The organism is Tabrizicola sp. T74, from assembly GCF_057219935.1.
In genome coordinates, this window is sequence record NZ_JBXVVT010000010.1 from 1 (window position 1) to 23,503 (window position 23,503).

The 23,503-nt window shown below is 67.1% G+C and carries 26 protein-coding genes and 1 tRNA gene; 11 read left to right on the plus strand and 16 right to left on the minus strand.

The genetic code is table 11. From position 1 onward, the window contains the following. Window positions 1-353: 353 nt before the first annotated feature. Window positions 354-2,015 (minus strand): amidohydrolase, encoded by a 1,662-nt coding sequence (locus tag AC2EAL_RS21055; protein ID WP_484726204.1) that lies wholly within the window; start codon window positions 2,013-2,015, stop codon window positions 354-356. Between the two features lie 112 nt (window positions 2,016-2,127). Continuing rightward, window positions 2,128-3,093 (minus strand): agmatinase, encoded by a 966-nt coding sequence (gene speB / locus AC2EAL_RS21060; protein ID WP_484726205.1) that lies wholly within the window; start codon window positions 3,091-3,093, stop codon window positions 2,128-2,130. Between the two features lie 166 nt (window positions 3,094-3,259). Between speB and AC2EAL_RS21065 the strand changes: the two genes are divergently transcribed. Both AC2EAL_RS21065 and AC2EAL_RS21070 read left to right on the plus strand, forming a co-directional pair. Then, window positions 3,260-3,649, plus strand: a complete 390-nt coding sequence (locus AC2EAL_RS21065) for a bactofilin family protein (protein WP_484726206.1) — start codon at window positions 3,260-3,262, stop codon at window positions 3,647-3,649. A 1-nt stretch (window position 3,650) separates the two neighbouring features. Beyond that, a complete protein-coding gene (locus AC2EAL_RS21070; RefSeq protein ID WP_484726207.1) occupies window positions 3,651-4,421 on the plus strand; it encodes an enoyl-CoA hydratase in 771 nt (256 codons plus the stop codon). A 55-nt stretch (window positions 4,422-4,476) separates the two neighbouring features. Here AC2EAL_RS21070 and AC2EAL_RS21075 read toward each other — a convergent pair whose 3' ends face one another. The 3 genes from AC2EAL_RS21075 to ctaA form a co-directional block, all read right to left on the minus strand. Continuing rightward, window positions 4,477-5,658, minus strand: a complete 1,182-nt coding sequence (locus tag AC2EAL_RS21075) for an MFS transporter (RefSeq protein ID WP_484726208.1) — start codon at window positions 5,656-5,658, stop codon at window positions 4,477-4,479. 186 nt (window positions 5,659-5,844) lie between these two features. Then, window positions 5,845-7,314, minus strand: a complete 1,470-nt coding sequence (locus AC2EAL_RS21080) for a carboxypeptidase M32 (RefSeq protein ID WP_484726209.1) — start codon at window positions 7,312-7,314, stop codon at window positions 5,845-5,847. Beyond that, window positions 7,311-8,480, minus strand: coding sequence for a heme A synthase (ctaA, locus tag AC2EAL_RS21085; protein ID WP_484726210.1), 1,170 nt, complete (start codon window positions 8,478-8,480; stop codon window positions 7,311-7,313). Before ctaA ends, AC2EAL_RS21080 begins: the two co-directional genes overlap by 4 nt. A 232-nt stretch (window positions 8,481-8,712) precedes the next feature. On the opposite strand from ctaA, the gene obgE reads away from it, so the two are divergent. From obgE to AC2EAL_RS21100, 3 genes are all read left to right on the plus strand, one after another. Beyond that, a complete protein-coding gene (obgE, locus tag AC2EAL_RS21090) occupies window positions 8,713-9,735 on the plus strand; it encodes a GTPase ObgE (RefSeq protein ID WP_484726211.1) in 1,023 nt (340 codons plus the stop codon). Continuing rightward, window positions 9,723-10,847, plus strand: a complete 1,125-nt coding sequence (gene proB, locus AC2EAL_RS21095) for a glutamate 5-kinase (RefSeq protein ID WP_484726212.1) — start codon at window positions 9,723-9,725, stop codon at window positions 10,845-10,847. Before obgE ends, proB begins: the two co-directional genes overlap by 13 nt. An 82-nt stretch (window positions 10,848-10,929) precedes the next feature. Then, window positions 10,930-12,189, plus strand: coding sequence for a glutamate-5-semialdehyde dehydrogenase (locus tag AC2EAL_RS21100; protein ID WP_484726213.1), 1,260 nt, complete (start codon window positions 10,930-10,932; stop codon window positions 12,187-12,189). Here AC2EAL_RS21100 and AC2EAL_RS21105 read toward each other — a convergent pair. Beyond that, entirely contained in the window at window positions 12,179-12,775 is a 597-nt protein-coding gene (locus tag AC2EAL_RS21105; protein ID WP_484726214.1) for a histidine phosphotransferase family protein, read from the minus strand. The genes AC2EAL_RS21100 and AC2EAL_RS21105 overlap by 11 nt on opposite strands. Window positions 12,776-12,825: 50 nt before the next feature. Here AC2EAL_RS21105 and AC2EAL_RS21110 point away from each other — a divergent pair, with 50 nt between their 5' ends. From AC2EAL_RS21110 to olsA, 3 genes are all read left to right on the plus strand, one after another. Continuing rightward, window positions 12,826-12,984: a DUF3553 domain-containing protein gene (locus AC2EAL_RS21110; protein ID WP_484726245.1), complete on the plus strand. Its 159-nt coding sequence runs from the start codon at window positions 12,826-12,828 to the stop codon at window positions 12,982-12,984. A 133-nt stretch (window positions 12,985-13,117) separates the two neighbouring features. After that, window positions 13,118-13,897: an L-ornithine N(alpha)-acyltransferase gene (gene olsB, locus AC2EAL_RS21115; protein ID WP_484726215.1), complete on the plus strand. Its 780-nt coding sequence runs from the start codon at window positions 13,118-13,120 to the stop codon at window positions 13,895-13,897. After that, a complete protein-coding gene (gene olsA / locus AC2EAL_RS21120) occupies window positions 13,894-14,715 on the plus strand; it encodes a lyso-ornithine lipid O-acyltransferase (protein ID WP_484726216.1) in 822 nt (273 codons plus the stop codon). The genes olsB and olsA overlap by 4 nt, the downstream gene beginning before the upstream one ends. Window positions 14,716-14,793: 78 nt before the next feature. Here the strand turns inward: olsA and AC2EAL_RS21125 are convergent, their stop codons facing one another. The 4 genes from AC2EAL_RS21125 to AC2EAL_RS21140 all read right to left on the minus strand — a co-directional run bounded on the left by AC2EAL_RS21125 (window position 14,794) and on the right by AC2EAL_RS21140 (window position 17,955). Continuing rightward, the gene (locus AC2EAL_RS21125) at window positions 14,794-15,186 is read right to left on the minus strand and encodes a DUF2200 domain-containing protein (RefSeq protein ID WP_484726217.1); all 393 of its coding nucleotides are present in this window, start codon (window positions 15,184-15,186) and stop codon (window positions 14,794-14,796) included. A 42-nt stretch (window positions 15,187-15,228) separates the two neighbouring features. Then, complete coding sequence (locus tag AC2EAL_RS21130) at window positions 15,229-16,452, minus strand: lytic murein transglycosylase (RefSeq protein ID WP_484726218.1); 1,224 nt, start codon at window positions 16,450-16,452, stop codon at window positions 15,229-15,231. 168 nt (window positions 16,453-16,620) lie between these two features. Continuing rightward, window positions 16,621-17,091, minus strand: a complete 471-nt coding sequence (locus AC2EAL_RS21135) for a GNAT family N-acetyltransferase (RefSeq protein WP_484726219.1) — start codon at window positions 17,089-17,091, stop codon at window positions 16,621-16,623. Window positions 17,092-17,217: 126 nt separating this feature from the next. After that, window positions 17,218-17,955, minus strand: coding sequence for an RNA methyltransferase (locus tag AC2EAL_RS21140; RefSeq protein ID WP_484726220.1), 738 nt, complete (start codon window positions 17,953-17,955; stop codon window positions 17,218-17,220). 127 nt (window positions 17,956-18,082) lie between these two features. Between AC2EAL_RS21140 and AC2EAL_RS21145 the strand changes: the two genes are divergently transcribed. Continuing rightward, on the plus strand, window positions 18,083-18,703 hold the full coding sequence (locus AC2EAL_RS21145) for a thiamine phosphate synthase (RefSeq protein ID WP_484726221.1): 621 nt from the start codon (window positions 18,083-18,085) through the stop codon (window positions 18,701-18,703). 32 nt (window positions 18,704-18,735) lie between these two features. On the opposite strand, the gene AC2EAL_RS21150 is transcribed toward AC2EAL_RS21145, so the two are convergent. The 5 genes from AC2EAL_RS21150 to rplU all read right to left on the minus strand — a co-directional run bounded on the left by AC2EAL_RS21150 (window position 18,736) and on the right by rplU (window position 21,153). Next, window positions 18,736-19,098: a toxin-antitoxin system YwqK family antitoxin gene (locus tag AC2EAL_RS21150; RefSeq protein WP_484726222.1), complete on the minus strand. Its 363-nt coding sequence runs from the start codon at window positions 19,096-19,098 to the stop codon at window positions 18,736-18,738. Window positions 19,099-19,190: 92 nt separating this feature from the next. Further along, window positions 19,191-19,703, minus strand: a complete 513-nt coding sequence (locus AC2EAL_RS21155) for a GNAT family N-acetyltransferase (protein ID WP_484726223.1) — start codon at window positions 19,701-19,703, stop codon at window positions 19,191-19,193. A 6-nt stretch (window positions 19,704-19,709) separates the two neighbouring features. After that, the gene (locus AC2EAL_RS21160) at window positions 19,710-20,249 is read right to left on the minus strand and encodes a GNAT family N-acetyltransferase (RefSeq protein WP_484726224.1); all 540 of its coding nucleotides are present in this window, start codon (window positions 20,247-20,249) and stop codon (window positions 19,710-19,712) included. A 184-nt stretch (window positions 20,250-20,433) separates the two neighbouring features. Further along, window positions 20,434-20,703, minus strand: coding sequence for a 50S ribosomal protein L27 (rpmA, locus tag AC2EAL_RS21165; protein ID WP_484726225.1), 270 nt, complete (start codon window positions 20,701-20,703; stop codon window positions 20,434-20,436). Window positions 20,704-20,709: 6 nt separating this feature from the next. Then, complete coding sequence (gene rplU, locus AC2EAL_RS21170; RefSeq protein ID WP_484726226.1) at window positions 20,710-21,153, minus strand: 50S ribosomal protein L21; 444 nt, start codon at window positions 21,151-21,153, stop codon at window positions 20,710-20,712. A 294-nt stretch (window positions 21,154-21,447) separates the two neighbouring features. Here rplU and AC2EAL_RS21175 point away from each other — a divergent pair, with 294 nt between their 5' ends. Then, a complete protein-coding gene (locus AC2EAL_RS21175) occupies window positions 21,448-22,278 on the plus strand; it encodes a GyrI-like domain-containing protein (RefSeq protein WP_484726227.1) in 831 nt (276 codons plus the stop codon). Between the two features lie 22 nt (window positions 22,279-22,300). On the opposite strand, the gene AC2EAL_RS21180 is transcribed toward AC2EAL_RS21175, so the two are convergent. Further along, window positions 22,301-23,158 (minus strand): DUF2059 domain-containing protein, encoded by an 858-nt coding sequence (locus AC2EAL_RS21180; RefSeq protein ID WP_484726228.1) that lies wholly within the window; start codon window positions 23,156-23,158, stop codon window positions 22,301-22,303. 249 nt (window positions 23,159-23,407) lie between these two features. Here AC2EAL_RS21180 and AC2EAL_RS21185 point away from each other — a divergent pair. Further along, window positions 23,408-23,497 (plus strand) — tRNA-Ser (locus AC2EAL_RS21185). Window positions 23,498-23,503 lie beyond the last annotated feature (6 nt).

A 23,503-nucleotide genomic window follows, 5' to 3' on the forward strand; every position in this document is an offset into this window, starting at 1 on the left:
AGACAGTGAAGCTGACACTCACATCATCGGGCCGAAACCCTAGTGAGCCGATATGCAAACGTCTGACGCCGATGCGCCCAAACCGCCCGCATATCCCTTCATCTTCCAGCAATGTCAAAGAGCGCGGACACAAAACACGCAGCACGCCAGAACTTCTGGCTGTACTGCCATCTTGCCTCCGAAGATTTCGCGGCGTTTCACCACCGCTTCCGTCCCTTCCCGCCGCCGTTTCCAGCACCGTTCCGTTTCGGTGAGGCGGCTTTTAGTCCCGCGTCTCGGGACCCGCAAGCGGAAAATGACAGGAAGATGACGTTTTTTCAGGAACACGCCACTTCCCGCCTGAAATCAAGGCGTTATGCCGCCCCGCCCGCCATCCCGGACGGGTCATGCGTGACCCTGCCCCCGGCAATTGTCAGCGCGATTCCCGTCTTGCCCATCCGATCCGCCGGAATCGCCTCGATATCCCCGTCGATCAGCACCAGATCGGCCGCCATCCCTTCGCGCAGCGTCCCCGTCAGCCGCTCCATATGCGCGGCCCAGGCTCCGCCCGCCGTATAGGCGCGCAGAACCGCCATAAGGCTGACGCGCTCATCCTGGCAGCCTTCATAGGGTACACGGGTCAGCGCCGCCTGGATGCCGCGCATGACGCTGACATCCGTCACCGGCCAGTCCGAGGCAAAGGCCAGATGCGCCCCCTGCTCGGCCAGGGTCCGGGTCAGATAGGCATCCTTCCAGCGATGCTTGTGGAAGACGTGGTCCATCGTCGACATCGGGAAATCCATCGCCCCCGGCGGATGCGGCGGCTGGACCGAGGCCGTGATCCCCAGCGCCCCCAGCCGTGGCACATCGGCCCGGTCGATCAGCTCGATATGCTCGATCCGGTGGCGCAGGTCCGGTCGCCCCGCCGCCTCGTACCCGTCGATCGTCTGGCGCACCGCCCCGTCGCCGATGGCATGGACCGCGATCTGCAAGTCGCGGCGCGAGATTTCGCGGCAGATCTCCTTGAACCGCTCCGCCTCGAACAGGGGCTCACCCCGCTCGGTCGTCCCCGGATAGTTGTGCAGCATATAGGCCGTGCGGCTGTCCACCACCCCGTCCTGGAACATCTTGACGAAACCGCTGGTCACCCAGTCCCCCGTGAACTCCGCCGCCATCGTGGAGGCCCGGTCCAACTCCGACAGTTCCATATGCGGCTTGAAGTGGAACGGCACCTTGACGCGAGCCGTCAGCCGCCCCTCGGTCTCCATCTCGGCCAGGAGGACGCAGGTATAGCGGTTGCCGTCCATGTTCACCATGGATGTGATCCCCTGCGCCGCACAATGCGCGAGGCCCGCCGCGACCTTCGCCTTGTCCTTCGCGCGCTGCTCGGCGCTTGGCCAGGGGTCCGGCTCGCCGCCCGTGGCGATCCCCAGCTGCAGATGCAGGTCCCCGGTCAGCGCCAGCACCGGGCTGAACGCCTCGAACTCCAGCAGCTCCCCCGTCGCCGTGCCATCCGCGCCCATCACCACGACATGACCGGGGGGCATCGTGGCTCCGCGCAACAGCCCCGCCGCCGTCAGCGCCGCCGTGTTGGCCCAGACCGTGTGGTGATCGGGCGACATCATCGCGATGGGGCGGTCGGCGATGACCCGGTCAAGATCATGCCGCGTGAACGGATGGTCGAGGATCTCATAGGCCGCGCCCTGCGCCATCAACAGCGGTAGGCCCGGGTTCTTTGCCGCATAGTCCCGGAAGGCCGCCGCCAGCGCCTCAAAGCCCACAACTCCGCCCAACTGCAGCTGCGTCAACTCGTTCCCGCCCAGGACCAGATGCAGGTGGCTTTCGACGAAGCCCGGCAGCAGCGTCCGCCCCCCGGCATCCACCACTCGCGTCGCAGGCCCCGCCAGGGCCTCGACCTCGGCCTGGCTTCCGACCGCCAGGATGCGCCCGCCCGCGAAGGCCACCGCCTCGGCCCGCGGACGGCCCTCGTCCATCGTCAGGACCTTCGCATTGGTGATGATCGTTTCGGCAGCCATGCCAACCTCTTCCAGCTTGCTCTTTTGACAAATACTCCACGGGTAGCACATTGGGTTCGCCATTGGTTCAAGAAACCAATGTGCTGGGGGGTGTGAAACCCCCGCTCCGCCCTCAGCCCCGCGCGATCCGCTCGGCCATGACGCAGAGCATTTCGAACATCAGCGAAATCCCCAGCCAGGCCGTCCCGCCCGACTGGTCGAACGGCGGCGAGACCTCCACCAGGTCCGCCCCCACCACGTCCAGCCCGCGTAGCCCCCGCGCCACCTGCAATGCCTGCCAGGAGGTCGGCCCCCCCACCTCGGGCGTCCCCGTCCCCGGCGCGAAGGTCGGGTCGACGAAGTCGATGTCATAGGTCACATAGACCGGCCCTTGGCCGACAATCTCCCGCGCCTCGGCCATCACGTCCTCGGCCCCCCGGGCATGGAACTCGGCGATGGGGATTATCCGGATGCCGTTCGCCTCGGCGAAATCCCAGTCCTCGCGGCCATAGGCCGTACCCCGAATGCCGATCAACACATAGCGCTTGGGGTCCAGAAGCCCCTCCTCCACCGCCCGGCGGAAGGGCGTGCCGTGGTTATAGCGCGAAGTCCCGAAATAGATGTCGTTCAGGTCGGTATGGCTGTCGAACTGTATCATCCCCACCGGTCGCGCCTTCGCCACCGCCCGCAGGATCGGCAGGGAACACAGGTGATCCCCGCCCCCCGTCAGTGGCCGGATCCCCGCCGCCACCACTTTCGAATAGAACGCCTCCATCCGCGCCATCGAATCCATCAGGTCGCCCGGATTGGGCGCCACGTCCCCCAGGTCCGCACAGCGCGCCAACTGGAACGGCGCCACCCAGGTCGCCCCGTTCACGGCCCGGATCATCGTCGACAGGTCCCGCAGCTGGCGCGGCCCATGCCGCGGCCCCGGCCGGTTCGTCGTCCCCCCGTCCCAGGGCGCGCCGATCAGGCCGATCTGCACCTCCCCGAACCGTGGATGGTCGAACCCCACATGCGGCAGCCGCATGAAGGTCGGCACCCCGGCAAAGCGCGGCAGGTCAAAGCCCGAGACCGGCTGGAAGAACGCGTCCGACATCACTGCCCCCCTGATTCCCCGGCCATCTGACCAAACCGGCCCCGCCTTGTCAGGCCCCAATGCGACATTCCTCCCGGGGAAAGCTGCCGCCAGCCCAATCCGCCCCTTGACCCGACAACCGCTATCCGTCCTTATCAGGGCAGCGTTTCGCCCAAGGATTGCCTCGATGTTCTCCAAGACCTCCGACCCGACCTCGGCCCCGACCGCCCCTTCGGTCCCGCGCCCATCGGCCCCCGGCTCGAACTCCGCGCGGTCCGTGCTTGGCGCTGATCTGAAGATCACCGGCGAGATCACCTCCTCCGGCTCTGTCGAGGTGTTGGGTGAGATCGACGGCAACATCACCGCGAACGGCCTCATCATCGGGCAGGAAGGCCGGGTGAAGGGCACCGTCAACGCCCATACGGTCGAGGTAAAGGGCAAGTTCGACGGCAAGGTCACCTGCGAAAGCTTCACGCTGCGGGCCTCCTCCGTGGTCAAGGCCGATGTCACCACCGCCGCCATCGTCATCGAAAGCGGCGCGCAGATCGAAGGCCGGTTCCTCAAGCCCAAGGGCTGACATGTCCGCCCTTGTGACCCGAACCGACGCGGGCGGCATCGCCACCGTCACTCTCGCCTCGCCCGGCACGCTGAACGCGCTCTCCACTCCGATGCTGCAGGCGCTGGCCGACACCTTCACCGCCATCGCCGCCGATGACCGGGTCCGCGTCGTGATCCTTGCCGCCGAAGGCAAGGCCTTCTCCGCCGGGCACGACCTGAAGGAAATGCAGTCCTACCGCAGTGCCCCCGACGAAGGCCGCGCGCAGTTCCAGGCGCTCTTCGACCGCTGCTCTGCCCTGATGCAGCAGATCGCCGCCCTGCCCCAACCCGTCATCGCCCAGGTCCAGGGTGTCGCTGCCGCTGCCGGCTGCCAGCTTGCCTGCACCTGCGACTTGATCGTCGCCTCGGAAACCACCCGCTTTGGCGTGAACGGCATCAACCTCGGCCTGTTCTGCTCCACCCCCGCCGTCGCCCTCTCCCGCCGCATCGCCCCTGGTGCCGCCTTCGAGCTTCTGACGACCGGCGACTTCCTCTCCGCCCCCCGCGCCCAAGCAATGGGCGTCGTCAACCGCCTCTCCCCGCCCGACCGGCTGGAGGAAGACACCCGCGCCCTCGCCGCCCAGATCGCCACCAAAGACCCCGCCGCGATCCGCCTTGGCAAACGCGCCTTCCAGGCCCAGCTTGGCCTGCCGCTGAACCAGGCCTACCAGGTCGCCGGTGCCGCCATCGTCGAGAACGCGCTCCGCCCCGACACAGCGCAAGGCATCGAAGCCTTCCTCACCCGCAAGTAGGTCGGGGCCTGCCCCGACTCCCCCTCGCCCCGCAGATCGGGCTGTAGGTCGGGCTTCAGACCGACTCCCGCCGCGCCAGCAACGCTGCCATCAACGCCAGCCCCACCACCGCCAGCCCCAGGCAGACTGCATAGACCAGCCCCGCTCCGCCCAGCGCAAGCAAACCCGCCCCCACCGACGGCGCCGCCGCCGAGGCGAGGATCGGCGCCACCGCCGCTGCGCCCGAGATCGCCCCGAACCCCTGCCGCCCCAGCACCTCAGCGATCAGCACCGGCCGCAGGATCGAGGTCAGCCCGATCCCCGCCCCCTGTGCCAGCGCAAAGGCAAAGATCAGCAGCGGCGCGGCTCCGGCCATCCAAAGCAGCACTCCCGCCACCACGATCGACCCCAGAGAGGCCATCGTCGCCTGCCCCGTCGTCACCCGCGCCCCCGCGGCCAGCAGGACCAGCCGCCCCGCCACCTGCGCAGGCCCGACGCAGGCCGCCGCAAAGGCCGCCACGGCGGGAGCAGCCCCCCGGTCGGCGAACAGCACCAGCGCATAGGTGATCAGGATGCCGTGGTTGAGGTAAACCGCTAGGAACCCCAGCGCGATGGCCCAGAAGGCAGGGCGCCGCAGTGCCGCCTGCAGCACCCCCGGCGGGCTTGGCGGGATAACATGCCCCGCCCGCTCCCGCCGCCGCAACTGCCGCACTGCCACTGCGTTCAACGGTGCCGCCAGCAGCACCAGCCCGGCAAAAGCGACCAACGCCCCCTGCCCGCCCAAGGCAGTGCCCCACCAATGCCCCAGGGGAAAGGCCACCGTACCCGCAAACCCCGCAACCAGCGTCACCTGAGTGATCGCCGCCCGCGCCCCGTCACCGAGCCGCCGCGTCAGGAAGGCAAAGCAGGTCTCATACAGGCTTCCGGCCTGCGCCACGCCGATCAGAGCCCACAGGACCAGCCATCCGGTCAGGCTGCCCGTCAGCCCCAACCCCGCCACGCCCAGCGCGCAGAGGACCGGCAGCCAGACCAGCATCTCGCCGCCAAGGCCCCGGTCGACCAGCCGCCCGGTGAACGGTGTCAGTCCCGCCATGACCAGGAAGGCGAGCGTCGGTCCCAGCGCCAACTCGCCCTTGGTCCAGCCCGTTGCCGCAACCAGATCGGGCAGCAGGGCCGGGAAGGAATAATAGCAGCCCGCATAGATCAGCGTTTGCCCCAGCGCGAGCAACCAGACCGCCGATCCGCCCTTCTCCGTCACTGCAGCAAAACCTCCTCGTGCGCCTTCGGCTTCTCGTCGGCAGCGCGCCAGCGAGGAGGGACGAAGTCCAACGACGAGCGGTCGGGAGGCGCGGATTTCAAGACCTTAACATTCCCCTAACGTCCGCGAGCAAGTGCTTGATCCCAAAGGGAACGCGGCAACTGTCCACCGTGGACACGATCCCCGTCACACCCCGTAAATCGCCCCGAACTTCTGCTCCAGATAGTCCAGAAGTGGTCCCTCCGACGGCTCGAACCCGCAGGCCCGCCGCACGACGTCCCGGGGCTCATAGAGGCCCCCATGCCGCTGCAGCCGCTCCCGCAGCCAACCCGTCGCCGCCGAGACATCGCCCCGCGCCATCTGGCCGTCCAGGCCCGGAACCTCCGCCCGGAGCGCCTTCACAAGACACCCCGCATAGACGTTCCCCAGCGTATAGGTCGGGAAGTAGCCGAAGAGGCCGCAGGACCAGTGGACATCCTGCAGCATCCCGTTCGACGGCCGGTCCACCGCCACCCCGAAGTCCGCCCGGAACCGGTCATTCCACGCCGCCTCCAGGTCCTCAACCTGCAGGTCCCCGCGGATCAGCGCCCGCTCCAGATCGAACCGCATCATGATGTGGAGGTTGTAGTGGACCTCGTCGGCCTCGGTCCGGATATACCCCGGATGCACCCGGTTCACCGCCTTGTAGAAGGCGTCCGCGTCGGCAATCCCGAAATCCCCGAAGACCTCCCGCATCCGCCCGAACAGCCACCCGGTAAAGGCCCGCGACCGCCCCAGCTGGTTTTCATACGACCGGCTCTGGCTCTCATGCACCCCCATCGACACGCCCTGCCCGATGGGCGTCAGCGCGTAGGCGGGATCGATCCCCTGCTCATAGGCCGCGTGGCCCACTTCGTGGATCGTGGAGTAGAAGCAGTTGAACGGGTCCGTCTCCGACACCCGCGTGGTGATCCGCACGTCATGGCCGGAGCCCGAGGAGAACGGATGCACCGCCAGGTCCACCCGGCCCCGCGACCAGTCATAGCCAAAGACCGTCGCCAGTTCCTTCGACAGCGCCAGCTGCGCGTCTTGCCCGAAGGTGCCGACCACCCCTTTCGGAGCCTCCGCCCCCAGCACCTTCTCCCGCAACGCCACCAGCCTGGGCCGCATCGCATCGAACATCGCCGCGATTGCCGCCCCGGTCATCCCCGGCTCATAATCGTCCACCAGCGCGTCGTATGCGTCTCCCCCCGCCGCCAGCGCCGCGCCCTCGGCCCGCTTCAGCTCCACCACCTTCCGCAAGGTCGGCAGGAACCCCGAGACGTCCTCGCGCCCCCGACACTCCGCCCAGACACCCTGAGCCAGGGACATCGTCGTTGCGATCTCCTCCGCCAGCTTCGCCGGGACCTTCATCGTCCGATTGTAGGACCGCCGGATCTGCCGCAACTGCGCCTCGCCCACCGCGTCGGGGGCCTTTGCCGCCTCCAGCCAGCCCGCAATCCGCGCATCCGTCCGCCGCGCGTGCAGCACGCCCTCCAGCGCGCCGATCTCCTCGGCCCGCTGCCCGGCAGAGCCCTCGGGCATTACCGTCTCCTGATCCCAGCCCAGCCGCCCTGCGACCTGCGCCAATGCCTCGGTCTGACGCTGGAAGGCCATCAGTTCCTGAAACGCGCTCATGCCGTGCCCTCCCGGATCGATCCCGCGACCGGATACTGAGACAAATGCCGCGCCCGCAGGATCAGCACCCACAGGATCACCGCGCCGATCTGGTGCGTGATCGCAACATGGACATGCGCCACGGTCAGGACCGTCGCGATGCCCAGCGCCATCTGCACCACCATCATCGCCATGACCTGGTGGAAGGCCATCTGCGTCGCCTGGTAGCTGGACTTGCGGCCCCGCAACCACACGACCACGGCGAAAACGAACAGAAGATACCCGGACATCCGGTGGATGAACTGCACCATACCCGGGTTTTCAAAGAACGCGTGCCAGACCGGCAACGTCCCCCCGTTCCCGTCCGGCACATAAAAGGCATCCGCCGGGAAGAACTGCCCGTTCATCAGCGGCCAGGTCGGGAAGGCCCGTCCGGCGTCAATGCCCGCGACCAGTGCGCCCAGTACGATCTGCAGGAAGGCGAAATGCATCAGCCCGGTGGAGAGGCTGAAAAGTTTCGCCTCCCGCCCCCGCCGCGCGGTCATCAGCTCGGCCTCGGACCGTCCCAGCAGGAAGATGTACCACGCCAGCACGCCAAGGATGACGAATGCCAGCCCCAGATGCAGCGCCAGCCGGTAGGAGGCGACGTCCAGCATCGTGCCCGTCAGGCCAGAAGACACCATCCACCAGCCGACCGCACCCTGCACTCCGCCAAGGACGCCCGGCAGGATCAGCCGCCCGGTCCAGCCCGGCGGGATCGCCCGCGCCAACGCAAAGCCCAGAAGACCCACGAACCAGACCAGTCCGATCACCCGGCCCAGCTGGCGATGCCCCCATTCCCACCAGTAGATGACCTTGAACTCCTCCAGGCTCATCCCCTTGTTCTGCAAATGGTATTCCGGAATGGCGCGGTACTTGTCGAACTCCGACTGCCATTCCTCGGCACTCAGCGGCGGCAGCGCACCGGTAACGGGCCGCCATTCGGTGATCGACAGACCCGAGTCCGTCAGCCGCGTGAGGCCCCCCACCGCGATCATCGTCGCAACCAGCAGGAAAAGGGCCACCAGCCACAGTCGGATGCCGCGCCGCGCCCCCTTGGGTCGGGCGTCGATCCCGCCACCCGTCGGCGTGACCGCGGCCTGCTGCTCCGACCCGACCTCTTCGAAAATGCTGCGCTTGGTGGCCATCCGGAACCCCTTTCGTCCTGGCCGGGACACTAGGCCCCCCTACCCCCGCCTTCAAGGCCCTGCGACTTAACGCGCCCCCTTGGGGGCTCCTCGTCTCCTTCGTCGCTCGTCGCTGACGCCCCAGCGACGAGAAGCCGAAGGCGCACGAGGAGCGTTCCGGGGGACCCACGCTTGAGCATCCGCCCCGCTTCCTGTATCCCCGCGCTTCAACCGCGTCCCGAAAGCCCCTCAGATGAAGTTCCTCGACCTCGCCAAAGTCTACATCCGCTCCGGTGGCGGCGGGGCCGGCTGCGTGTCGTTCCGGCGCGAAAAGTTCATCGAATTCGGCGGCCCCGATGGCGGCGACGGCGGCCATGGCGGGTCAGTCTGGGCCGAGGCGGTGGAAGGCCTCAACACCCTCATCGACTACCGCTACCAGCAGCATTTCTTCGCCAAGTCCGGCCAGCCTGGCATGGGTAACCAGAAGACCGGCAAGTCGGGCGACGACATCGTGCTGAAGGTCCCCCTCGGGACCGAGATCCTGGACGAGGACGAGGAAACCGTCCTTGCCGACCTCACCGAACCCGGCCAGCGCGTCTGCCTTGCCGAAGGTGGCAACGGCGGCTGGGGCAACCTGCGCTTCAAGTCCTCGACCAACCGCGCGCCGGCCCGGGCCAACCCGGGGCAAGAGGGCATCGAGCGCACCATCTGGCTGCGCCTGAAACTCATCGCCGACGCGGGGCTTGTGGGCCTGCCGAATGCGGGCAAGTCCACCTTCCTCGCCGCCGTCTCGAACGCGCGGCCGAAGATCGCCGACTACCCCTTCACCACGCTGGTCCCGAACCTCGGCGTCGTCGGCATCGACGGGCACGAGTTCGTCATGGCCGACATCCCCGGCCTGATCGAGGGCGCCTCCGAGGGCCGGGGTCTGGGCATGCAGTTCCTCGCGCACGTCGAACGCTGCAAGGTCCTGCTCCATCTGGTCGACGGGACGTCTTCGACAATCACGAAGGATTTCAAGACCATCGTGACCGAACTTGAGGCCTACTCTGAAGTCCTGGGCGACAAGCCCCGCATCGTCGCCTTGAACAAGACTGACGCGATGGATGCCAAGCAGATCAGCGACCGCCGCCGCGCGCTGGAGAAGGCCTCCGGCGGCCCAGTCCATGTCATCTCCGGCGTTTCCGGCAAGGGCCTGCCCGAGGTCCTGCGCGCCCTTTACGCCACCATCACGGCGGAGGCCCCGGTGGAGGAGACCGCGCCGTGGCAACCTTGACGCTCCACGCGCCCGACATCCGCACCGCCAAGCGGCTGGTCGTCAAGATCGGCTCGGCGCTTTTGGTGGACCGCAAGACCGGCCTCAAGCAGAACTGGCTCTCCGCCCTCGCCCTCGACGTAGCCGAGGCGAAGACGCGCGGCACCGATGTCGTCCTCGTCTCCTCCGGCTCCATCGCCCTTGGCCGCAAGGTCCTCGGCCTGCCCGAGGGCGTCCTGACGCTCGAACAATCCCAAGCCGCCGCCGCTGTCGGCCAGATCCGCCTCGCCCGCGCCTATGAGGAGGTGCTCGCCCCCCACGGCATCACCACCGCGCAGGTGCTGGTGACGCTGGAAGACACCGAGGACCGCCGCCGCTACCTGAACTCCCGCGCGACGATGGAGACGCTTCTGGGCCTCGGCGTCGTGCCGATCGTGAATGAGAACGACACCGTAGCCACCGATGAAATCCGCTTCGGCGACAACGACCGGCTGGCGGCGCAGATCGCGGTGACGGTCGGCGCGGACCAGCTGATCCTCCTCAGTGACGTCGACGGCTTCTACACCGCGAACCCCAAGGAAGACCCCAGCGCCACTCGGTTCGACGTGGTCGACACGATCACGCCGGAGATCGAGGCGATGGCCGGCGATCCGATCAGCGGGCTCTCAAAGGGCGGGATGAAGACCAAGCTCCTCGCCGCCAAAACCGCCGTTGCGGGTGGTTGTGCGATGGCGATCATGGAGGGGTCGACCCTCCGCCCGCTGAAAGCGCTGGCCGAAGGGGCGACGCGGACCTGGTTCGTCTCGGCCGCCGACCCGCAGGTCGCGAGGAAACGCTGGATCAACGCGATGAAGCCGAAGGGCGAGCTGCTGCTGGATGCCGGTGCAGTGACGGCTCTCAAGGCCGGAAAAAGCCTGCTCCCGGCAGGGGTTACCAAAGTGACCGGCAGCTTCGGGCGGGGCGAGCCAGTGGCGATCCTGTCGCCCGAAGGCGTGGTTCTCGGCAAGGGCCTGGTGCGCTATACTTCCGCCGAGGCCCGCAAGATCGCCGGGCACCGGTCGGGCGAGATCGAGGCAATCCTCGGCTACCAGGGCCGCGCGGCGCTGGTGCACCGGGACGACATGGTGGTTTGAGGGGCCCAAATTCCTTGCGTAAGGAATTTGCCAAAATTCTTACTCAAGAATTTTGGCCCCCGGACGGAAACGGAGCGAGACAATGGACGGCCAGTTCACCGACCTGATGACCGACATCGGCCAAAAAGCCCGTGCTGCAGCGGCTGAACTCGCCTGCGCCTCGTCGGAACGGAAAGCCGCCGCGCTCATCGCCGCCGCCGATGCCGTCTGGCGGCGGAGGCAGGAAATTTTCGACGCCAACACCCTCGACCTCGACGCCGCCGACCAGCGCGGCATTACCCCCGCGATGCGCGACCGCCTGCGGCTGGACGACACCCGCCTGCGTGGCATCGTCGACGCGCTGCGCCAGATCGCCGAACAGAAAGATCCCGTTGGTCGCGTCCTCGCCGAATGGGACCGCCCCAACGGCCTTCACATCCAGCGCGTCGCCACCCCTCTCGGCGTCGTCGGCGTGATCTACGAATCCCGCCCAAACGTCACCGCCGACGCGGGCGCGCTCTGCCTGAAATCCGGTAACGCGGTCATCCTGCGCGGCGGCTCGGAAAGCTTCGAGACGTCCGAGGCCATTCACTCCTGCATGCTCGACGGCCTCAAGTCCGCCAACCTCCCCGCCGCTGCCATCCAGTTCATCCCCACCCGCGACCGCGAGATGGTGACGGCCATGCTGCAGGCCACCCAATACATCGACGTCATCGTCCCCCGCGGCGGCAAGGGCCTCGTCGGCCTCGTCCAGCGCGAGGCGCGGGTCCCCGTCTTCGCCCACCTCGAAGGCATCTGCCACGTCTATGCCGACCGCGACGCCGACCTTGAAAAAGCCCGCCGCGTCGTCCTGAACGCCAAGACGCGCCGCACCGGCATCTGCGGCTCGGCCGAGTGCTTGCTCATCGACTGGCAGTTCTACACGAAGCACGGCGGCGTCCTGATCGAGGACCTGCTGAAGGCCGGCGTCGAGGTCCGCACTGAAGGCGAGCTTCTGAAGATCCCCGGCACCAAACGCGCCGCGCCGGATGATTTCGGCCGCGAATTCTTGGACATGATCATCGCGGCCAAGCTGGTCGACGGCGTGGATCAGGCCATCGACCACATCCGCAAATACGGCTCCAGCCACACCGAAGCGATCCTGACCGAGAACGACGCCACCGCCGAACGCTTCTTCCAGCGCCTCGACAGCGCGATCCTGATGCGCAACGCCTCGACCCAGTTCGCCGATGGCGGTGAGTTCGGCATGGGCGCGGAAATCGGCATCGCCACCGGCAAGATGCACGCCCGCGGACCCGTGGGGGCCGAGCAGCTCTGCAGCTTCAAGTACCTGGTGACCGGCGACGGAACCGTCAGAACGTAAGCCGGATCGTCGTATCCCCGATCTCGGTAATCAGCCGCCGCCCCTGCCGCGCCAGCTCATCCGGCACCAGCGCGAAATGCACCTGGTTCGCCCCGATCTCGGCCGGGGCGCGCGGCTCGGTCAGCACCTCCCATAGCGCGGGGTCGACCTTCAGCCGCGGCGCCTCGGCCAGGACCTGCCAGCCATTGTCTGACCGCGTCGCGCTGATCTTGCCGCCGTAGGCCAGGGCACTTTCAAGGCATTGCAGCAAGAGGAACGCCAGCCGCACCTCGCGCCGGGACAGGTCCGTCGGGCTGGTCCAGGCATAGCTGATCCGCCCGCCGCGCCCGAGGTCGCCGAGGATCGACACCACCTCGGACCGCGCGATCCGCTGGTCGCTGGACGCCTGCCCGAAACACACCCGAAAGAACCGGATCCGCGCATTGGCATTGGCCACGCTTTCCGAAATCAGCGTCATTTCCGGGCGCACGCCGCCCGGCTCCATGGCCAGAAGCTCCACCCCGTTGCCTATCGCCCCGATCGGGCTGATAAGGTCATGGCAGATACGCGAGGCGATCAGGGCGGCGAGGTCGGGCTTGTCTTGCATCATCGAACCGGGCGAAAGGACTTCATTTGGCGGCGCTTCTTGAACCGGGCATGCTGGTGCGACACCCGGATCAGGCGGATTGGGGTCTTGGTCAGGTACAGTCGAACATCGACAACAAGGTGACAGTGAACTTTGAAAACGCCGGGAAAGTCGTGATCGACAGCAAGCGCGTCTTCCTTCTGCCAGTGGCGGGCCCCGATCACCCATAGTGCGAATCCGGCCGGGAAACTCAACCGGGAATTGCTTCCCCTGCGGCCTAACCGGCAAACGGTTGCATTGCTGCCGCCCCGTGTCTAAGTCAGACCCGTCGAACGCGTGATTGAAGGCCCGAGATCGCCGCGGATGTCTGCCGAAGAATCCCCCTATGTCGTTAGGCTGGCGACCTCGCCCGATGACCTGACCGCCGCGCAGTCGCTGCGCTATCAGGTCTTCGTGCGCGAGCTTGGCGGCGACGGCCCGTTGGTCGATCACCAGAAGGGCCTGGAACGCGACGCCTTCGACCCGCATTTTGACCACCTGATCCTCGTCGACCGCCGCATCGACCCGGCAACCCACGCCCATGTCATCGGCGCCTACCGCATCCTGCCCTGCGACCGCCGCCCCTCTGCCGGCCGGTTCTACTCGGAAACCGAGTTCGACCTCTCTCCCCTCCTCGCCTCGGGCCGCCGCCTCCTGGAACTTGGCCGCTCCTGTGTTCATACCGACCACCGGGGCGGCACTGCCATGTTCCATCTCTGGAACGGGCTGGCGGAATATGTCCTCGACCGCGGGATCGAGATCCTCTTCGGCGCCGCCTCCTTCCACGGCACCGATGTCGCCACGCTGGCGCAGCCCCTGTCCTACCTGCACCACCACCACCTCGCCCCCCCCGACATGCGGGTCCGCGCGCTGCCGCCGCACCGTCAGGACATGGACCTGGTCCCAGCGGCCAGCCTGGACCGCCGCGCCGCCATGTCGGCCACACCCGCGCTCATCAAGGCCTACCTGCGGCTTGGCGGCTTTGTCGGCGACGGCGCCTGGATCGACCGCGCCTTCAACACCACCGACGTCTGCCTCGTGATGGACACCGGCCAGATGTCGGCCCGCCATCGTGAGTTCTACATCCGCAAGGCCGGCCCATGACCGCCTGGCAGGACGTCCCCCCGCCGCCCTTGCGCGTCACGCCCCTCGGCTGGCTGCGCGTCCTCTGGCGTGGGACACTGGTGGGCCTTCTCACCTACGGTGGACTGGTCATCCACCTCCTCGTCCGCCTGATCGAATGGCCCCTTTTCGGCCAACAGCGCCCCGTCACCCCCCATATCACGCGCTTCGTCTGCCGCACCGCGCTCGGCCTCCTCCACCTGCCGCTCACGGTCCACGGCACCCCGATGACAAAGCCCGGAGCCATCGTCGCCAATCATTCCTCCTGGCTTGACATCTTCGTCCTGAACGCGGTCCAGACCATCTACTTCGTCGCCAAGTCCGAGGTCGCCAGCTGGCCCGGCATCGGCTGGCTCGCCCGCGCCACCGGCACCGTCTTCATCGCCCGCAAGGGGACCGAGGCGAAGAAGCAGCAGGACATCTTCGAACAGCGCCTCCAGGCCGGGCACCGCCTGCTCTTCTTTCCCGAAGGCACCAGCACGGACGCGATCCGGGTCCTGCCGTTCAAGTCGACCCTGTTCCAGGCCTTCTACTCCCCGGCCCTCGAACGGACGATGCATATCCAGCCGGTCACCGTGATCTTCCACGCCCCCGCGGGCGCAGACCCGCGCCACTATGGCTGGTGGGGCGACATGGACTTCGCCAGCCACCTACTGAAAACCCTCGCCACCGCCCCGCAGGGAAGGGTCGAGGTCATCTTTCACCCCGAGGTCCCGGTGGATGCCTTCGAGGGCCGCAAGGAGCTCGCCCAGCATTGCGAACGGGTCATTCGCACGGCGCATGTCAACGCAGTCGAATGATTCCCTGCAGCATTTGCCCTTGGTCAAATACTCCCGCCGGAGGCATCCAACGCCAGCCACCCCCGGGCAAAGGTCCGGTCAGCGCGTCAGCGTAGGGTGGGCGATCCGCCCACCGCCCGCTAAGACCTGCCGCAGCACCTTCGCCAAGGGTCGGCCCTTCGCCAGCTCGTCCACCAGCTTGTCCAGGATCCGGATCTCGCGCATCAAGGGCTCTTCGATCGACTCGATCCGCACGCCACAGATCACGCCCGTCACCCGGTCCCGGGCCGGATTCAGTCCCGGAGCCTCGGCGAAGAAGCGCTCCAGTGACGGTCCCTCCTCCAGGACCGCAGTCAGGCTCGCCGCATCATGCCCGGTCAGCCAGAAGACGACCTGATCCAGCTCCGCGCGGCTCCGGCCCTTCCGCTCCACCTTCGTCAGATAGACCGGATAAAGCTTGGCGAAGCTCATCCCGTAGATGCGATGCGCCACCTCTGTGCCTCCCGTAGGGTGGGCGATGCGCCCACCGCCCGTTCACTGCAACCGGCGGAGCAGCTCCAGCGACGGCTCGCCGGTCACCGGCAGCCCGACACTTGCCTGATAGGCGCTGATCGCGGCCCTCGTCTTCGCGCCGATCACCCCATCCGACCCCTCTGTGTCGAACCCCGCCGCGGTCAGCCGCCGCTGCAACTCCTGCCGGTCGGCCTTGGTCATCCCGCTTGCATCCGGCCCGAAGGCGGCCTGCACCGGACCCCGGCCCAAAAGCCGGTCCGACAGATGCCCCACGCCAATCGCGTAGTTCTGCGCGTTGTTGTAGCGCAGGATCGTGGCAAAGTTCTGCGTCAGCAGGAAATGCGGGGCCCCTCCACCATTCCCGCCCGCGATGATCGATCCGCCCGCCAGCGCACGCCCATCCGCAGACCGCACGCCCAGGCCCGCCCAGGCCTCGGCCGACTGCCCCTTGCCGCGCCCCAGAAGGCCTGCGTTGAACCCCGCAGGCAGCACGACCTCCATCCCCCAGGGCAGCCCGCGGGTCCAGCCGGACTGCGCCAGATAGGCTGCCGTGGAGGCCAGCGAATCCGTCGGATCTTCGCCCCAGATGTCGCGCCGCCCGTCGCCGGTGAAATCCACCGCATAAGCGAGGTACGAGGTCGGGATGAACTGGGTATGCCCCATCGCGCCCGCCCAGCTGCCCGTCATCGCTTGCGGAGAGATATCCCCCGCCTGCAGGATCTTCAGCGCCGCAACCAGCTGGCTTTCGAAGAACTCGCCCCGCCGCCCCTCATAGGCCAGCGTCGACAAGGCTGACACGACCGGAACATTCCCCCGCCGCGTGCCGAAAAAGCTCTCCAGCCCCCAGACCGCCGCCACGACATGACCCTCGACGCCGTAGCGGCTTTCGATGGACGACAGCACCCCACCGTATTGCGCATACTTCTGTCGACCCAGCGCCACCCGTTCGTCCGAGGCGGCGATGTTCAGGTAGTCCTCCAGACTGCGCTTGAACTCGGTCTGGTTGCGGTCGCGCTCGATCACCTCGGGCAGGAACCCCGCCCCCCGGAAGGCCGCATCGATCGTCCCGGTCGAAATGCCGCGCGAGGCCGCGCGCGCCTTGAACCCGTCGACCCAAGCGTCCCAGCCCGCATTCGGCACTGCGCGCGGAGCGGGGTCCGGCGCGCGATACCCGCCACCAGCGCCTGAGCGTCCCGCTGCCACGCAGGCCGACAACAGCGCCGATCCCGCGAGGAGTACTGCCATACGCCGCGGAAAGACCTCCGCCGGACCCGTCTCTGCCATGTCGCTGCCCGTCTCATGTTCTCGTTATGCCGCGATGATACGCAAGACCCGCGCCAAAGGCCAAGAGCCGATCCGTCCGACAGCCCCAGCACGCCGCGTCACCGGCAATAGCCCGCCGGGTCTCAAGGCCTATTCGCCCAAGTCCTTCACGAAGGTCTCGCCATTCCCTTCGGGCCGGTAGCCGCAGGCGGCATAGAAGGCGTGGGCCGTGATCGTGCTCTGCAACCGGCATCGGCGTGCACCATGCCGCCAAGCTTCGGCCTCCAAAGCCGCAAGCAGAGCCTTGCTGACCCCGGAAAAGCGTGCATCGGGGTGGACGTAATTCAGCAGGATCATGCCTTGCAGCGTGGTTGCGCCGACCCCGACAACTGCACCGTCGCGATCCGCGACCATCAGCACGGCATCGTCCTGTGCGACCCACTTCGCCCAGTTCTCCAACGTCTTGTTACGCAACCAAGGATCAAGCTCTTCAGCATCATTGTGATGGTCGGCCACGCAAAGTTCGGTGATCGACCGGCGCAAGGTCCGGACCGCCGCCGTGCCATCGGCAAGGGTCGCCCGCCGGATCAGGACCATGCCACCGCCTTCCTGCGCTGCCACGGCGAAGTTTGGGCAGCGTCAGACGGCCAGTCAACGCGAAAATCCTGGTGAACAGACGGTTAGCGTCCGCAAGCAACCAATTGATTCTTATTTGACTTCCAGAAATGTCCACCGTGGACACTTCGCTCACTCCCCCTGCTTCTTCAGCTTGTAGGCGATTTGCCGCAGCATCCCGTGGAAGGTCTGCACCTCGGCCCGGGTCAGCCCCAGCCGCCCCCACATGTTCCGCAGGTTGGCCTTCATCCCCTCGACCTTGGTCGCCGGAAAGAAGAACCCCGCCGCCTCCAGCCGCTCCTCGAAGTGGTCCGCAAGCCGCTCGACCTCCTCACGGTTCGCCAGCTCGGTCCGGGCCATCTCCTGGACGACGGCCGGCACCTCATAGCCCTGCCGGCCCCACTCGTACCCCATCAGCAGCACGCACTGCGCCAGGTTCAGCGAGGGGAATTCCGGGTTCACCGGGACCGACACCGTCGCATTGGCCCGGATGATGTCCTCGTTCTCCAGCCCCGCCCGTTCCGGCCCGAACATCACGCCGACCCGCTTGCCCTCGGCCGCCAGCGCCCGCGCGACCGCCATCGCATGTTCCGGGGTGACCACATCCTTCACCAGCTCCCGCCGCTGCGAGGTGGTGGCGAAGACATAGTCGCAGTCCGCGATCGCCGGGGCGAGGTCGGGGTAAAGCTGCGCGTCGTCCAGCAGACGCCCCGCCCCCGATGCCATCGCCACAGCCTTCGGGTTCGGCCAGCCGTCGCGCGGCCCCACCACCCGCATCCGTGTCAGCCCGAAGTTCAGCATCGCCCGCGCCGCAGCCCCGATGTTCTCGCCCATCTGCGGCCGGACCAGGATGAAGACGGGGGGGATCATGCGCCACCTTTGCGGAAAACCTGCCGCCAGATAGGCCAGCGCGCACCGCGTGACAAGCGCCGCGCCCAATGTAGCCAAGCCGCCCAAACGCTGATAGACGGGCCGGAACAGGAATTCGGAGCCCGAAATGGCCGCAGACGACCGCCCGCAGATCACCCTGATCAGCCCCCCGACCTTTGATCCCGACAGCTTCTCGGACCGTCTGGGCCTGGTTCTGGACGGCATCGATATCGCCTGCCTGCGCCTGTCGCTCGCCACCCGGGACGAAGACACCCTGATGCGCGCCGCCGATGCCGCACGCGAGGCGGCCCATGCCCGCGACGTGGCCGTGGTGATCGACAATCACCTGATCCTGGCCGAGCGCCTTGGGCTGGACGGCGTCCACCTGACCGACGGCTCCCGCAACGTGCGGAAGGCGCGGAAGGACCTTGGGGCGGACGCCATCGTGGGGGCGTTCTGCAAGGGTTCGAAACATGACGGCATGACTGCGGGTGAGGCGGGCGCGGATTACGTCGCCTTCGGCCCCATCGGCGCGACCAGCCTGGGCGACGGCAGCCAGGCCCCGTTCGAGCTTTTCGAATGGTGGTCCGAGGTGATCGAGGTCCCGATCATCGCCGAAGGCGCGCTGACGGCCGAGCTCGTGGCAAAGTTCGGCCCGGTCACCGACTTCTTCGCGGTGGGCGAGGAGATCTGGGGGTCCGATGACCCCCTTTCCGCACTGAAGGCAGTGCTGAAGCCTCTGGGCTGAGGGGAAGACCAGAAAGCGGGCGGATAGGCAGGTCAGCGTTCCCAAGGCATCTTGGTCGGCTTGCCCGCCTCGTCCCATGCCGCTTTGTGCGTGACTTGCGCCAAACTGTCGAAGACCATTTCCAGCGCCAGCTGCCCATTTGCATGCCACTCCTTGCGGAATTTGGGCAGGCCGAAGGCATAGTCGATCTCTTGCCGCAGCTGCCCTTCGTGCGACCAGATCCGCGAAATGCCATCCGGAATGCCAAAGCGGAACCACTGCAATGTGACGATCTGCCCCTGCGGCCCGCGTTCGACCACCGCACCGGTAAAGGGTTCTCCGCCGTAGAGCAGCTCTTGCGCATCCGAGTACTCGCAATCGTCGAAGTCGACTGACGAAGCGGGAAGCTCGATCATTCGAAGTTCCTCCTGCAAAACCGGGGGGATGATACGAGAAACCGGATGTGTTCGGCAGTCGGGTTATCCCGATCCCCAGCGAACCAAAGGCACTAGCCCTGCAACGCCCAAAAGCGCTCACTGGCCAGAGAGAGGACAACATGCGGAAGGTCGGCATGACGCGCCAGGCAATGCTTCACGTCCCGACCGGTTTCGACGAAGCCCAGCTTCGCCAGTACGTTGGCCGACCGCGTGTTGCCCTCGAAATAGCCCGAGGTCAGTGGCGCATCGCTGCCAGCGAAATGGGCCGCCACAAGGCAACGTCCGGCCTCGGTCGCATAGCCAAACCCTTGGGCGCGGGGCGCAAGCCAGTACCCAAGCACGTCATCCTCGATGGACATGATCCCGGCAAATCCGGCTGCGTCCTCGATGACGAAGACTTCACCCGGGCGGGCGATCTCCGTGAGGAAGAACCGGAAGTCCGCCGCGGTATACGGATGCGGCACCACCGCCAGCCAACCCGAAACTGCATTGTCATCGATGGCCGTAACGACCTCCGCCTCATCCGAGGCGGCGACAGGTCGCAGGGTCAGCCGTGCGGTCTTATGGCGGACGGCAAGGGCCATCGTCCGCTAGTGCAGCTTGCGGATATAGGTCCAGGTCGGCACGTTCACGCCCCGCGCGACGGAGAAGCTTTCGGCGTCGCCCAGATACTGGAACCCTGCATTGGTCAGGACGCGGGCCGAACCCGGGTTGTCCTGGAAGGCTTCCGCAAACATCGTGCAGTTCTTCTGCGGGTTCGCAGCCACCAGCGCCTGCACGGCCTCGGACGCGATGCCGTGATTCCAGAAGGCAGGCGCCACCCAGAACGCCACCTCGGACTGGTTGCGGTCCATCTTCTTCAGGGAAATCACCCCCAGCACCTCGGGCAGGTCCGACCGCGTGCCGTCCATGACCCAGATGTCCTCTTCGCCGCCAGCGGCCATCGCACGGGCGCAGAACGCCTCGGCCGCGCCGGGGGGCAGCGGATGGGGAATGCCTTGCGTCGCCTCGGCCACACGCTGGTCCCCCGCATAAAGCGCAAACAGCCCGGCATCGGACTTGCGCACCGGCCGCAGGACAAAGCGCTCGGTCGCAATTTCGACCGGGGCGGCGATCTTCTCCAGGATCATGGCTTCCCTCCTTCGAAGCACATGTGGGGATTGTCGGCTAACCGCGCAATCGCCCGAATGTTTGGCCCTTTCGGGGTGAGGTCGTGACGCATTGCCACAATCTGCAATTGACCCCCGGGAAACGAGAAAGGGGACCGGCCCTTCGGCCGATCCCCCATCTACAATCCGATTGTAAAGGTTCGGCTTACTCGGCTGCCTCCGCAGCGGGGAGGACCGAAATGAAGGTGCGGCCCTTGAGACCTTTCTTGAAGGTCACGCGGCCCTCGACCGTGGCGAAGATGGTATGGTCAGTGCCCATGCCCACGCCTTCGCCCGGGAACCACTGGGTCCCGCGCTGACGGCAGATGATGTTGCCCGGAATGGCGTGCTGGCCACCGAACAGCTTCACCCCAAGACGACGACCGGCCGAGTCGCGACCGTTGCGGGACGAACCGCCTGCTTTCTTGTGTGCCATGGGGGATTACTCCTGCGCTGCAGCGGCCTTGGCGGCACGCTTCGGTTTCTCGGCGGCGGCAGCCGGCTTGGCGCCGGGGGCCTCATGCGCGGCGACGCGGGCGGCAGCGGTGCCGACGGCGGCCTTCACGCCCGACTTGTCGGCGCCCTTTTCCAGGACCTCGGTCACGCGCACCAGCGTCAGGTGCTGGCGGTGGCCCTTGGTGCGCTGGCTGGAGTGCTTCCGGCGGCGCTTGACGTAGTGGATGGTCTTTTCGCCTTTGATCTGGTCGATGACCTCGGCCTGCACGGCCGCGCCCTTGACCAGCGGCGCACCCACGGTGGTGCCGACCATCAGGATGTCGTTGAACTGGATCTTGTCACCGGCAACGGCGTCGAGCTTCTCAACGCGCAGGACGTCACCCGCCTGCACCTTGTACTGCTTGCCGCCGGTCTTGAGGACCGCAAACATGGTCTTTCCTTCCATCGCTCCGCGCCCTGTGGCCCCCATTCCTGGGTGTTCTCGGGGAATTCCCCGCCTCGGACAGCGCGCCCCGGATGGGGCGTCATTGACAACATGTGTCCCGGCCCAAAGTCGCCTCTGGCCGGGATGCGCGCTTATGCGGTGAAGCCGACCGGGTGTCAAGGGCGGAACGGGCGATCCGTCGCGAGGTCTGGCCGGGAAAGATACCAAATGGTACGCTACCCGCAACTGCGATCAAGACAGGGGTCGTCCCTGCGTGCCATCACCCGCAGCGGAGGTCCCATGCTCATCGCCCGCGCCCAGTGGTACATCGAAAGCTTTCTGGCCGAGCCGCTGACGCTGGAGCGCATTGCCGCGGATTGCCGGGTGTCGACCTTCCACCTGACCCGGACTTTCACGGTCCTGACCGGGATGCCGGTGATGCGCTATGTCTGGCGGCGCCGGCTGACCCGAGCGGCCGAGGCGCTGGAACAGGACGCGCCGCCGGTCATGACCGTCGCACTCGACGCCGGATACCAAAGCCACGAGGCCTTCTCGCGCGCCTTCAAGGCAGAGTTCGGCCTTTCCCCCCGCCAGCTGCGCACCGCGCGGATCGCCCCGGACCGGCTGGTCAAACCCACCTTCATGAGGAGGACACCCATGCCCAGAACCCTTGCCCCTCCCGCCGTCGAAGCCATGGCAGAGCGCCGGATCGTCGGCCTCTCCCGCCGCTATGACATGGAAACCCGCAGCGCCATCCCGGCGCAGTGGGCCGCCTACAACGAGGATGACACGCCGCCCGACGGCTGGGTCCCCGACCGCTGGTACGGCGTGATTTCCGGGTTCAGCGCGGCCGGGGACGAGTTCGACTATCTTTGCGGGGTCGAGGTTCCCCGGCCAGGCCCCCTGCCCTTCGGCCAGACGGCGATCGTTGTCCCGCCCGGCCGCTATGCCCGCTTTGCCAGCCGCAACCATATCTCGACAATCGGCGCGGTCTGGATGGAAATCTACTCCGACTGGCTGGGCCAGGACGGCTTGCACCCCCGGCAGGCGCCGTCGCTCGAGTTCTATCCGGTCGAGTTTGACGGCCGTACCGGCGACGGCGGGTTCGAGATCTGGGTGCCGGTGGAATAGCCCCGGCCCCGGGGCGCGCGGCTCAGATATCGCGCCCCTGCATGGCGAGCCCTGCGGCCCTGCCCAGATCATGCGACACCTCGCGGAAAACCCGGTCAAAGGCGGTGAACAGCGCCGCGTTAAGGCGCTGGCCCGCCGGGCTTTCCCAGAAGGCGACATAGGCCTCCATCTCGTCCTCGCTCAGCGGCGAATAGGCCAGCCCCAGATAGGCGTAAAGCCAGGTCGAGGTGTCCGACCGGACCTGCTCTTCCTGCGCCCAGACGTCCGACAGGATCTGGTCCTCGGGCAGGTTCGCCCCATATGCGCCGCTGCTGGCCATGCCGGTCATGAACGCGAGGTTGCCCGACAGGGCGCCCGCGACGTTCTGCTCCACGAGATCGGAGGCCTCTATCATCCGGCGAATCTGGGCCACCTTGGGGTCCCGCGCCGCCGCCGCGTCGTCTGCCGCGACCCGGGCAGCCTCTTCCGCGGCAGTGTCCAGAAAGGCCCGGCGCGCCTCGATCTCCAGGCCGATGATCTTGCGGCCAAGGTCCGACCCGAAGAACCCGGTGATCGCGTCCAGCGTCTCGGCGTCGCCCACCAGCTGCTCCTGCAAGGCCGCGTCAAAGCCCGACCGCAGCCGCTCGACATCATAGATCGCCGAAACCGCAGCCTGCCATTCCCCGCCCCCGCCCGCCGGGAACATGTCGGTCTCCAGCGTCTCGCCATGGGCCAGGCCCTCTTCGCGCAGGACGGCAAACAGCGCGTCCAGCTGCAGCACGGCACCAAGGTCGGCCGCCTCGGCCCCGGCAACCGGCGGCGTCCCCTCGGCCTCGGCTCTGGCTCCGGCGAGTCCGGAGAAGGCCATCAGGGCCGCAAGAACGACATGCTGAAGACGCATGGGGCTTTCCTTTCCGCCAGACTGCAGGGTGGTCCAGCCCAGAGTTAGGGCCTTGCGCAACTCTTGCCAAGCGGACCGGACGCAACTGGCCGTGATCGGCCGCACAGCGTCCCAACTCCGGCTCGGCCGCCCCGACATGCTGCACTTCCTCGCGCGACAGGCCATAAGCGCCCCAAAGCAAGATTTGCCCCTTGCGCATTGCGCGGCACCCGGCTATCCACCCCGCCACATAGACGACCCCTGAAGCGCGGAGAGGTGACGGAGTGGTCGATCGTGGCGGTCTCGAAAACCGTTGTAGGTTTGCGCCTACCGTGGGTTCGAATCCCACCCTCTCCGCCACTTACC